This is a genomic window from Actinomadura sp. WMMB 499, from assembly GCF_008824145.1.
GTDB lineage: Bacteria > Actinomycetota > Actinomycetes > Streptosporangiales > Streptosporangiaceae > Spirillospora.
In genome coordinates this window covers 4,929,652-4,941,262 of record NZ_CP044407.1, presented here as the reverse complement: position 1 = coordinate 4,941,262, position 11,611 = coordinate 4,929,652, and the positions used below count along the sequence as shown (strand labels likewise).

The window sequence follows — 11,611 nt, the reverse complement described above, 5'->3', positions numbered from 1 at the left end:
GGCCCGCCGCTCAGTGCGCCGGGAGGCCGTCCATCGTGAGGAGGGCGTAGGCGGCGAGGGTGGAGTCGTCGGTGATCAGGCCGGCCGCGACCAGCTCGCGGAACCCGGCCCGCGACACCCACCGCTGCCGCATGTCCTGCTCCTCGGCCTCCCGGTCGGGCTCGCCCGGCGTCAGATCGGTGGCGTGGAAGATCGTGAAGCCCTGGCCGCTCGTCCCGTGCGAGCAGTTCAGGTAGCCGACGCGGCGCAGCCGCCCGGCGGTGAAGCCGGTCTCCTCGGCCAGCTCCCGGCGGGCCAGCTCCACCGGGTCGACCGCCCGGCGGCCGGGCGCCGCGCCCTGCGGGAAGCTCCACGTCCGGCGGCCGATCGGGTAGCGGTACTCCTCCACCATGTGGAAGCCGCCGTCCTCCTCCGGGACGACCAGCACGAAATCGGGCTTGTCGACGACGCCGTAGATGCCGCGCGAGCCGTCGAGCCGCTCGACCTCGTCCTCGCGGACCACCATCCACGGGTTCTCGTAGACGACGCGCGACGCGACGCGCCGGACGGCGGGCCGCTCGTCCCCCGCCGTCCCGTCCCCGGCCGGCTCGGTCATGTCAGCCCTCCGCCCCGTATCGGTAGATGAGTTCGTGCCGGTGGCCCACCACGACCCGGTGCGTCACCTCGACCACCCGGTCGTCCTGGTCGTGGGCGCGGCGCCACAGCGTCAGGACCGGCTGCCCCGGGCCGATCTCCAGCGCCTCCTGCTCCTCCGCGCGCGGCAGCCGGCAGGTCACGGTCTCCTCGAACACGATCGCGAACCCGGCCTCCTCCAGCCGCGAGTAGATCCCGCCGGGCCCGGTGTCGACCTCCCGCAGGACCGGGATCCGGTCGACGATGTCCAGCGGCACCCAGGTCGTCGCCGTCTGCACCGGCGGCTCGCCCTCGACGCCCTGGACGCGCGCGCGCCGCAGCAGCCGCGTCCCGGCGGGCACCGCGAGCCGCCGCGCGAGCCGCGCGTCCGCGACGACCTCGGCGACGGACGTCCGGGTGAAGGGGGTGCGGCCGGAGCCCTGCGCCGACACGTGGAAGCCGCGCCAGCCGCCGACCTGCCGGGTGATGTCGGACGCCGCGCGGCGGATCCGGCCGGCCGCGTGGACCCGCACCCCCGAGCCGTGCTCGACGCGGACGAGGCCCTGCTCGGCGAGCATCCGCAGCGCCCGCCGGACGGTGGAGCGGTCGGCGCCGAAGTCGCGGGCCAGCTCCCGCTCGGAGGGCAGCCACGCGCCCGGGTCGAGCTCGCCCTCGACGATCCGGGCGGCGAGCGCACTGGTGATCGCTTGCGCCTTCGTGGGGGGTCGCGGCATACCAGATCCTGCTCCGAACTGCGGTGCGTCGACATCACGATCTCACACCGCGTCCGCCCAGGTGGCGGGTAACGCCAGTCTCACCTACCCCCGGCGCCACCCTGGACGCTCCACCGATCTCTGTCCGTGTTCTGCCGAACACGTTGTGACACGGCTCTCAGCGGCCTACGGTAGTCCTACCATAGGCCGACCAAGGAGTCCGCGGTGATGTCGGTGTCCATGTGCATGCCCGGCTGGCACAGCGAACGCTCGGACGGTGGCCTGCGCGCCACCCGGGTGATGCCCCTGTCGGACTACCAGTTGCTGAACGGCTGCCTGGAGCAGATCGTCGCCCTCGACGAGGGCGAGCTGTGGCTGCTGTGCGACGCGCAGACCCGGCTGGCGGAGCGGGTCGCCACCGCCGAGCGGCTCCGGTTCAGGTCCGCCGGAGGCTGACCACCTCGCCGCTCTCCCCGACCGCCGCCCGTCCGGACGGGATCAGGTGCTCGCCCGGCCCGGCGGCGAGCAGCGCGCGGGCGCGCAGCACGATCTCCAGGTCGAACCGCAGGTCCGGGTCCAGGAGCTGGTCGCCGAACAGCTCCTCCAGCTGCCGCAGCCGGTACCGGACGGTCTGCGGGTGCACGTGCAGCCGCATCGCGACCTCGTTGGCGTTGCGGCCCGACTGCAGCCACGCCAGCAGCGTCTCGGCGAGCCGGTCCTGCTGGGACGGCCGCAGGTGCGACAGCGGCGCCAGCCGCAGGTCCGCGAGCGCCGTCGTGAGCCCCTCGTCCTGGAACAGGATCAGCGTGGACATGTGCTCCACGCTGCGCACCACGCCGTCCGCCTCGATGACGCCGCGCTGCACCAGGCACAGCGTCTTGCGGGCCCACTGGAACGAGCGGCCCGCCTCCATCACCGGGACGGTCGGGCCGACGACGGCCGGGGTCCCGGCGAGCGCCCGGTCCACGAGCTTCGCGCGGCCGGGGCCGTCCGGGTCCGGGATGATCAGGCTGGGGGTGCGGCGGGTCAGGTCGGCGAGCACGTCGGGCGGGAACGCGGTGCCCCGGTCGTCGCGGACCTGCCGGCCCAGCGCGACCGCGGCGACCGTGCGCGGCAGCGGCCAGTGCGCGGCCGCGGCGAGGTCCGCGACGGCCTCCGCCCCGGCCGGCGGGTCGGCGAACAGCAGGTCGAGCAGCCGCTTGCGGCGGCGCTGCATCTCCCCGGCCACCTCGGCCTTGGCCTGGGAGAAGCCCTCCACCGCCGCGTGCGCCAGCTCGTTCTGGAACAGCATCAGCGCCTCGCCGACCGCGCCGAGCGTGCGCGCCGGGACGTGCAGCGCGTCGGCGCCCTCGGTGATCCGCCGCCACGCGACCATGCCGCCGACGCGCATCGCGGTCTGCATGGCGTCCAGGCTGCGGCCCTCACCGGCCTCGCCCCGGCCGATCGCGCGGAAGAAGTCGCTGACCGACGCGGGCTCGTGCCCCGGATCGGCCACCCGGTCCACGAAGTAGTGCAGCACGCGCTCCACGGCCTGCCGCAGGGTGCCCGAGTAGGCCCCGTCGTTCGGCCGGTCGTACTCGCGGACGCGCGTCTGGATCTCCTGCATCATGTCGTCCGCCACCTCGTCGAGGTGCGGCCGCATGTGATCGGCCAGCTCCCTGGGCAGATCCTCCCAGGGCCGCCCGGTGGTGGCGCTCGAACCGTCGTCCGACACGTATACCCTCCCCGCCGCTCGGTTCCCCTGCGTTCCGCGCCGCACACCGGGGGTAATTAACTACTTATGGGACTTGTGTGGGGCAAATCATGACCCCTGGACCCACCAGGGCGAAAGTCTAGGTCGAGATCCGACCAGAATCGGCCGCCCCACCCGACGACTTCCCACATCTCCGCTACGTGGACGGGCCCTCACTTTTCGTGAACACGCACCCTGATAGCATCTGATGCATATAGCGTCCGATGCATGGGGCTGTACGACGTTGAGATCGAGCCGGAGATCATGGAATGGCTGGACTCGCTCACCGACCGCGAGTACGGCCGTGTCGAGCAGTTCGTCGAGATCCTCGCGGAGAACGCCGAAACGCTGGGCGAGCCGTGGTCACGGCATCTCGGCGGTGGACTGCGCGAGTTGCGCATCCATCTCCACCCGCGTCAAGCGCGCGTCACCTACTGGCTCGCGCCAGGCAGACGGGTCATCCTTCTCACAGTGTTCTATAAAACGCAAGAGCGTGAAGTCGCGGAGATCGAGCGCGCGAGTCGGGTCATGAAGGTGTGTCACGCCGAGCACGGCCACGCACGAACGGACTACATCAGGGAGGTGTAAGGCCATGGGAGAGCAGGGGAGCCCGCACGCGCGCTGGGTGCCGGGCGCGGGTCGAGACAACGACGAGGTGCGCGCAGGACGGGAAGAAGCCCGCATCGCCTTCGAGTTGGGCAACGCGGTCAGGGAGCGGCGCCAGGCACTGGGGTGGTCGCAGGCCGAACTCGCCCGAAGAGCAGGTATGACCCAGCCCGCCCTCTCTCGGCTGGAGGCCGGTGGCCCGACACCGACCATCGGCGTGCTCGACCGCATCGCCCACGCCCTCGGGGCCAGGCTGACGGTGAAGTTCACCGACGCCGCCTGAACCCGCCGGACAGGTGAAGGGTCCGGGCGGCGCCTGGTGGGGTGGGGGGAGGGGGGCGGCGCCGCCCGGACCCGCGGGGGAGGGTCCTGTGGGGTTTCTGCGGGCTTCGCGGGTTGCCGGGACCCCTACGCGGGGTCTCGGCGGGGGCGGTCAGCGGCGGAAGCGGTTCAGGTTGGCCTCGCCGATGCGCTCGCGCATCGCCGGGTCGTCGACGCCCTGGTTCTCGCCGGTCGCGCCGCACAGCACCGCGACCTTCCCGACGTGGGCGTTCGTCTGCACGGCCCGGGTCGCCTCGCCCGCCTCGTCCAGGTCGTACACCTGCGACAGGGTCGGGTGGATCATGCCGAGCGAGATCAGCCGGTTGATCTCGACGGCCTCGTGGTAGTTGAAGCCGTGCGAGCCGATGATGCTCTTCAGCCGCATCCACAGGAAGCGGTTGTCGTACTCGTGCTTGTAGCCGGTCGACGAACCGCAGGTGACGATCTTGCCGCCGCGGCGCGCGACGTACACCGACGCGCCGAACGTCTCGCGGCCGAGGTACTCGAACACGATCCCCGGGTCCTCGCCGACCAGCCCGCGGATCGCCTCGCCGAGCACGCGTCCCGCCTTCGGATGGCGCAGGCCCTGCTCGCCGAGGTTCAGCTCGCTGCGGTTGATGATGTGCTCGCAGCCCTGCGACCGGACGATGTCGGCCTTCTCCTGCGACGACACCACCGCGACCGGGATGCCGCCGCCGTTGCGGACGAGCTGCGTCGCGTACGAGCCGAGCCCGCCCGTCGCGCCCCAGATCAGGACGACGTCGCCCTGCTTCATCCGCGCGCCGTGCGAGCCGACGAGCATCCGGTACGCGGTCGCCGCGCACAGGATGTTCGAGCCCGCCTCCTCCCACGACAGGTGCTTCGGCTTGCGAATGAGCTGGTTCGCCTTGACGATGCAGTACTCGCCGAGCGACCCGAAGTTCGTCTCGAAGCCCCAGGCGAGCTGGCTCTCGCTCATCATCCCGTCGTCGTAGGAGCCGTGGTCCTCCTCGTCGACGAAGAACGGCGACAGGACGACCTTGTCGCCGGCCTTCCAGTTCCGGACGCCCTCGCCGGTGCGGACGACCACGCCGGAGCCGTCCGAGCCGAGGATGTGGTACGGCAGGTCGTGCCGCGCGCCGTACCAGCCCTGGCGGCCGAACTTCTCCAGGAACGCGAACGTCGGGACCGGCTCGAAGATCGCCGACCAGACGGTGTTGAAGTTGATCGCCGCGGACATCACCGCGACGACGCACTCGTCGGGTGCGAGCTCGGGCATCTCGACCTCGTCCACGTGCAGCGAGCGGCGCACGTCCTTGTCGGTCTGCCCCTCGAAGATCCCGACCTCGTCCTTGCGCGTGAAGGCGGCGCGGAAGCGGGTCGGCAGGTCGATCTCCTGCAGCTCGGGGCCGCTCGCGCCGTTGCGGACGGCATCGAGGAGCGGGTGGGACGAGCCGGGCTGAGCCATGGGTGTCCTCCGTGGAACGACGGGGTGGGGCGAGCCCTCAGCGGGCCGGGGTGGGCCGGGGGCGCACGGCCGCGCCCGCGGCCGCCGGCTGTTCATCGTGCACGGCGGTGCCGGGCGCGGGCGCGCGTCCGGCGAGCCGGTCCTCCAGGTGCGCGGCGAGCGTCTGCACGCCGGGCGGATCGAGCAGGTTGAGGTGGTGCACGTCCGGGATCGTCACCTTCTCCAGATCGGAGCAGAGCCCGCCGAAACCGTTGGTCCCGTCGAGCACGTAACGCGCGTCCCGGACCGCCCAGGGTGTCTCCTCGGGCGCGTAGTAGAGGATGACGCGGCCGTCGTACGGCTCGGGCCGGTACGCCTCCAGGGATCGGGTGTCCTGGTGGGACGTGAGCTGGTGGGTCAGCGCCGCCGGCGGAATGTGGTCCACCAGCGGGGCCGCCCGCTCCATGACCAGCGCGAACTGCGCCTCCTCGTCCAGCCCGGACAGCTCCTCGTAGGTGAGGGTCACGTCCAGGCCGTACGTCTCGTTGATGTAGTCGGCGAACGCCGAGAACCGGCGCGCGAGCGTGTCGGACTCGTCGTCCACCTCCAGCGGGAGGCCCGCGTCGAACAGCGCGACGAACTCGACCTCGCGTCCCGCCTTCTCGAGCTGCCGGGCCGTCTCGTAGGCGAGGACGCCGCCGAACGACCAGCCGCCGAGCCGGAACGCGCCCTCGGGCTGCGCCTCCAGCAGGTGCCGGACGTACCGGGCGGCGCGCTCCTCGACCGGCGGCGCGTCCTCGAACCGTTCGAGTCCGTACACCGGCTGGTCGTCGCCGAGCAGCTCGACGAGCTGCCGGTAGCAGGCGGTGGTGCCGCCCGCCGGGTGCGCGATGAAGATCGGGCGCCGCGACCCGGTGGCCTTCAACGGGCGGACGGTCTGCCGCGCGGCCTCCTCGTCGGCGGCGCGGATGAACTCCGCGACGTGCTCGGCGGTCGGCGTCGCGAGCAGCTCGGCCCGGGTGGCCGCCGTGTCCGCCCCGCCCCGGCCGACCTGCGGGCCGAGCTCCCGGACGACCGTCGCGACGAGCCGGTCGGCCTGCGCGTCCGTCCCGCCGAGGTCGGCGAAGAAGTCCGCGGTGACGCCGACGCGGTCGGCGCCGAGGACGTCCTCGAAGATCCGGACCGCGAGGCGTTCGGCGTCGTCGCGCGGCATCACGTACCCGGCCTCGGCGTTCGACGCCGCCCGCGCGGGCGCCGCCACGGGCGCCGGGGCGTCGGCGAGGCCCAGCTCACCGGCCGCCCACTCCTCGAACACGTTCACGCTCGCGCCCTGCAGCAGCACCGACGCGGGGACGGTCAGGCCCAGGTCGTGCTCGACGCCGCTCTTGATCCGGACGGCGACGAGCGAGTCGAGCCCGAGGTCGGTGAGCGGGACGGCCGGGTCCAGGCGCTGCGGCTCGAACCCGAGGACGGCCGCGATCCGGCACCTGACCTGCGCCGCGATGGCCTTGCGCGCCTCGGCGGGCGGCAGCTGCCGGACGGCGTCGACGCCGGGCCAGTCGCCGGTGTCGGCCGGTTCGCCCGCGGCCTCGGTGAGCGCCGCGAAGTACGGCATGTTCCGGATCTCCGGGAACAGCCCCACCGCGGTCGCCGGGTCGAACCGCAGGACGCCCGTCGCCGGACGGTCGTGCACCAGCAGCGCCTCGAGGGCCTCCGCGCCCTCGTCCGGGCTGATCGGCTCGATCACCGCGACCGCGAGGTCGGCGGCGCCGCCGACCTTCGACCAGGTGCCCCAGTCGACGGTCGCCGCGGCCCTGCCGTGCGCCCGCCGGTAGGCCGTCAGGGCGTCGATCGCGGCGTTCGCCGCCGCGTACGCGCCCTGCCCCGGCGAGCCCAGGAGGGCCGCCGCGGACGAGTGCATGACCAGCCAGTCGAGGTCGAGGTCCCAGGTGGCCTCGCTGAGCCGCCGCGCGCCCTCGACCTTCGCCGTCCACACCCTGTGGAGATCCTCCGGGCCGAGGTCGGCGATCATGCGGTCGTCGATGGCGCCGGCGCCGTGCACGACGCCCCGCAGCTTCACGCCGCCCTCCTGCGCGACCCGCACCAGGCGCTCCGCGGTGCCGGGCGCCGCGATGTCGCCGAGGACGATCCCCACGTCGACGCCGCTCTCCCGCAGCCGCGCGATCACCTTCTCGGCCGCGTCGTCCGGGCCGCGGCGGCCCGACAGCACGATCCGTCCCGCGCCCCGCTCGGCGAGCAGCCGCGCGGTGACGAGGCCGATGCCGCCGTACCCGCCGGTGATCACGTACGCCCCGCCGCGCCGCACGATCTTCTTCGGCTTCGCGGGCGGTTCGAGCGCCGCACCGGGCGCGAGCCGGGACGCGTACCGGACGCCGCCGCGCCACGCGACCTCCCGCGCGTCCCCGTCCGCCAGCAGTTCGGCGACGAGGTCCGCGGGCCGGTCCACGTCGACGTGCGTCGCGCGCTGGACCGTCCGCTCGAAGGCCAGGACGCGGGTGAGCGCGCTGACGAACCCGTGCGCGGGCTCGCCCGCCTCGCCGTCCAGGACGGGCAGCGCGGAGCGGGTCGCGACGTACAGGCGGGGCCCGTCGGGCAGCGTGCGGCTGACCCGTGCGACGGTGAGCACGAGCGCCTCGTCGACGAGCCCGGCGGACGGCACGAGCACGACGCCCGCGACGTCCCCCTCGTCCATCGGATGGCCGTCGGGCGGGGCGGCGGTCAGCAGGTGCCGGATGACCCGGTGCCCGCGCTCCTCCAGCCCGGCCGCCGTCGCGGCCGCGAGCGCGTCGTCCGCCTCCGCCAGCAGCAGCCACGACCGGCCGTCCCCATCCGGCGACGGTTCGGGAAGCCCGGTCTCGTCCCAGACGAGTTCGACGAGCTTGTCATGCAGGGGGACGGGGACGTCGGGGCGGTTCGTGCGGCGGAGCGCGACGCCGGTCGCCTCGAGGAGGACGCGGCCGTCCTCGTCGAGCAGGACGACCGTGCCGGTCATGCCTTCCTCGCCCCGCTGGACGGTCGCGCGGGCGCGGCCCCCGCGGTGGGTCGGGCCGTGCACGCGCAGGCCGCCGATGGTCTCGGCGAGCCACACGCCGTCCTCCCCGGCGGCCGCGGCGGCCTCGGCGGACAGGACGGACAGGCACCGGTCGAGGACCTCGGGGTGCAGGCGGTAGTGGCGGCTGCCGCGCTCGGCGGGGGCGATCTCGGCGAGGCCGTCCACGTCCCCGGCGGGGCCGGCGGCGGGCGCGCGGTGGTCCTCGCCGACGTCCGCGCTGGCCAGCCGGGTCCAGGTGCCGGCGGGCGTGCGGGCGTGGATCTCGACGCGCTGCTCGTCCTCGGTGTAGGTGGTGGTGACGATCGTGCTCTCGGCGAGCGCGAGCGGCCGCTCCATCCACAGGCTGTTGACGCGGACGGCGCCCGTGCCGAGGGCGCTCGCCCCGGCGGCGAGGGCCATCTCCGCGAGCGCCGCGACCGGCAGGACCGGCAGGCCGTGGACGGCGAGGCCGGCGAGCCACGGGCGGGCGGCGAGGCCCACGTCGGCGCGCCAGGCGTGCCGGTCCTCGCCGGGCAGTTCGACGTGCGCGCCGAGCAGCGGGTGCTCGTCGCGGCCCCGGTCGGCGCGGGCGGACAGGTCGACCCAGTGGTGCTCGTGCCGCCACGGCGAGAACGGGACGTCGACGATCGCGCCGTCGGCGGGCGCGGCCACGGCGTGGCCGTGCGCGGCGAGGGACGCGAGCCGCGCGTGGAAGGTCAGGGTGTCGTCGGTCTCCTGGCCCTTCGGCGCCCGCTTCAGCGTGTGGGTGACGAGCGCGCCGGTGCCCTCCAGGGTCTCGCCGACGCCGTGCGCGAGGATCGGGTGCGCGTTGACCTCGACGAACGTGCGGTGGCCGTCTTCGGCGGCGGCGGCGATCGCGCCGGTGAGCCGGACGGGGTTGCGCAGGTTCGACGCCCAGTACTCGGCGTCGAGCGTCGCGCCCCCGTCCGCTCCGGTGAACGCGCGCGGGTCTTCCAGGGCCGTGGTGTAGAGGACGATGCCGTCCGCGAGCGGCGTGCCCGGTTCGGCGCCCACGTCCGCGAGCCGCTCGCGCAGTTCGGGGAGCAGCGGGTCGACCTGCGGGGAGTGGCCCGCGCCCTCCGCCTGCACCATCCGGGCGAGGCGGCCCTGCGCCTCGGCGCGCCGGACGGCCTCGGCGACCTCGTCCGCGTCGCCGGTGACGACCGTCTGCTTCGGAGAGGAATGGACGGCCGCGTACACCCGCGGCAGGTCGTGGGCCAGCTCGTCGACCTCGGCGGCGGACGCGCCGAGGACGGCCATCGCGCCGCCGCCGACGAGGCGGGTGAGCAGCCGGGAGCGGCGGCAGATGACGCGGACGCCGTCCTGCGGGGTGAGGGCCCCGGCGACGACGGCCGCCGCGACCTCGCCCATCGAGTGGCCGACGACCGCGCCGGGCGTGACGCCGTAGGACTTCCACATGCGGGCGAGGCCGAGCTGGATCGCGAACAGGACCGGCATCGTCTCGGCCGGGCCGTCCGGTTTCGCGCCGGATTCGAGGAGGTCCCACAGGGCGGGGCCGCCCTCCTCGGCGAACAGCCCGTCGAGGTCGTCGATGGCCTCGGCGAACGCGGGCTCCTCCTCGAGCAGCCGCTGCGCCATCCCGGCGCGCTGCGCCCCGTACCCGGAGAAGACCCAGACGGGACGGCCGGGCTTGCCGAGCGCCGAGCCGGTGACGACGCCCGGGTGGGGGCGTCCCTCGGCGAGCGCGGTCAGCCCGTCGACCAGCCCGGCGCGGTCGCGGGCGGCGACGGCGGCGCGGGCCCGGCCGCGCCCGGCGCGCCCGTGCAGGGTGCGGGCGACGTCCGGCAGTTCGGCGCCGGACTCCGCCAGCCAGGCGGCCAGGACGGACGCGTGGTCGCGGATCCGGTCGTCGGAGGTGTCCGACAGCGGGAACGTGCGGACGACCGCGGGCCGCGAGCGCGGTTCGTGCGCCGGGGCGGCCTCGAGGACGAGGTGCGCGTTCGTCCCGCCGAACCCGAAACCGGACACGCCCGCGCGGGCCGGGTGTCCGCGCTCGGGCCACGGCGTCTCCTCGGCCACGACCGAGAGGCGCAGGTCGTCGAACGGGATGTGCGGGTTCGGCTCGCTGTAGTGCGCGCTCGGCGGGATCGTCCGGTGGTGCAGTGCGAGGACGGCCTTGATCAGGCCCGCGACGCCCGCGGCGGACTCCAGGTGCCCGAGGTTCGACTTCGCCGAGCCGAGCAGCAGCGGCTCGTCCGGGGACCGGCCCGCGCCGAGGATCTCCCCGACGGCCTTCGCCTCGATCGGGTCGCCGAGGAATGTGCCGGTGCCGTGCGCCTCGAGGTAGTCGACCTCGCGGGTGTCGATCCCGGCGGAGGCGTACACGTCGCGGAGCAGCGCGCGCTGCGCCTCGGAGTTGGGGGCGACGAGCCCGTTGGAGCGGCCGTCGGAGTTGACGCCGCTGCCCCGGACGACGGCGAGGATCCGGTCGCCGTCGCGCCGGGCGTCCGAGAGGCGCTTGAGCACGACCGCGCCGCAGCCCTCCGCGCGGACCATCCCGTCGGCGGACGCGTCGAACGCCTTGCAGTGCCCGTCGGCGGCGGTGCCGCCGGCGAGGTCGAACGTCATCGTGACCGTCGGGGACAGCAGCAGGTTCACGCCGCCCGCGAGCGCCACGTCGGCCTCGCCGCGCCGCAGCGCCTGCACCGCGAGGTGCGTCGAGACGAGCGACGAACTGCACGCGGTGTCGACGATCATGCTGGGACCGCGCAGGTCCAGCAGGTACGACAGCCGGTTCGCGATGATGCTGAGCGCGGCGCCGGTGGCGGTGAACGGCTCCAGGGCGGCCGGGTCGGACGCGGTGAACGCCGCGTACTCGGGGGCGGACACGCCGACGAACACGCCGGTGCGGCTGCCGCGCAGCGACGCCGGGCCGATCCCGGCGTGCTCGAACGCCTCCCAGGCGACCTCGAGGACGAGCCGCTGCTGCGGGTCCATGACGGCCGCCTCGCGCGGCGTGATCCCGAAGAACTGCGCGTCGAACCCGGCGACGTCGTCCAGGAAGCCGCCGAGGCGGGTGGTGCGGGCGAGCAGGTCCCCGACCTCGGGGAGCCGTCGTCGAACGGGTCCCAGCGCCCGTCCGGGACCTCCCGGACCGCGTCGCCGCG

At 74.4% G+C, this 11,611-nt stretch carries 8 protein-coding genes; 3 read left to right on the top strand and 5 right to left on the bottom strand.

Annotated elements, in window-relative coordinates:
* Positions 1 to 10 precede the first annotated feature (10 nt).
* Both F7P10_RS21900 and F7P10_RS21895 read right to left on the bottom strand, forming a co-directional pair.
* The gene (locus F7P10_RS21900; protein ID WP_151011741.1) at positions 11 to 595 is read right to left on the bottom strand and encodes an NUDIX hydrolase; all 585 of its coding nucleotides are present in this window, start codon (positions 593 to 595) and stop codon (positions 11 to 13) included.
* A 1-nt stretch (position 596) separates the two neighbouring features.
* Complete coding sequence (locus F7P10_RS21895) at positions 597 to 1,346, bottom strand: GntR family transcriptional regulator (RefSeq protein WP_151011739.1); 750 nt, start codon at positions 1,344 to 1,346, stop codon at positions 597 to 599.
* Between the two features lie 207 nt (positions 1,347 to 1,553).
* On the opposite strand from F7P10_RS21895, the gene F7P10_RS21890 reads away from it, so the two are divergent.
* On the top strand, positions 1,554 to 1,781 hold the full coding sequence (locus F7P10_RS21890) for a hypothetical protein (RefSeq protein WP_151011738.1): 228 nt from the start codon (positions 1,554 to 1,556) through the stop codon (positions 1,779 to 1,781).
* Here the strand turns inward: F7P10_RS21890 and F7P10_RS21885 are convergent.
* Positions 1,762 to 3,039, bottom strand: coding sequence for a helix-turn-helix domain-containing protein (locus F7P10_RS21885; RefSeq protein WP_254715944.1), 1,278 nt, complete (start codon positions 3,037 to 3,039; stop codon positions 1,762 to 1,764). The two genes, F7P10_RS21890 and F7P10_RS21885, sit on opposite strands and share 20 nt — an antisense overlap.
* 246 nt (positions 3,040 to 3,285) lie before the next feature.
* On the opposite strand from F7P10_RS21885, the gene F7P10_RS21880 reads away from it, so the two are divergent.
* Both F7P10_RS21880 and F7P10_RS21875 read left to right on the top strand, forming a co-directional pair.
* Positions 3,286 to 3,645 carry a type II toxin-antitoxin system RelE/ParE family toxin gene (locus F7P10_RS21880; protein WP_151011736.1) on the top strand — a complete coding sequence of 120 codons (360 nt, stop codon included), beginning with the start codon at positions 3,286 to 3,288 and terminating at the stop codon, positions 3,643 to 3,645.
* A gap of 4 nt (positions 3,646 to 3,649) precedes the next feature.
* Positions 3,650 to 3,946: a helix-turn-helix domain-containing protein gene (locus F7P10_RS21875; RefSeq protein WP_151011734.1), complete on the top strand. Its 297-nt coding sequence runs from the start codon at positions 3,650 to 3,652 to the stop codon at positions 3,944 to 3,946.
* Between the two features lie 150 nt (positions 3,947 to 4,096).
* Here the strand turns inward: F7P10_RS21875 and ccrA are convergent, their stop codons facing one another.
* Together ccrA and F7P10_RS21865 are read right to left on the bottom strand one after the other, a co-directional pair.
* Positions 4,097 to 5,431, bottom strand: a complete 1,335-nt coding sequence (gene ccrA, locus F7P10_RS21870) for a crotonyl-CoA carboxylase/reductase (protein ID WP_151011732.1) — start codon at positions 5,429 to 5,431, stop codon at positions 4,097 to 4,099.
* A 37-nt stretch (positions 5,432 to 5,468) separates the two neighbouring features.
* Positions 5,469 to 11,465: a type I polyketide synthase gene (locus F7P10_RS21865; RefSeq protein WP_254716792.1), complete on the bottom strand. Its 5,997-nt coding sequence runs from the start codon at positions 11,463 to 11,465 to the stop codon at positions 5,469 to 5,471.
* Positions 11,466 to 11,611 lie beyond the last annotated feature (146 nt).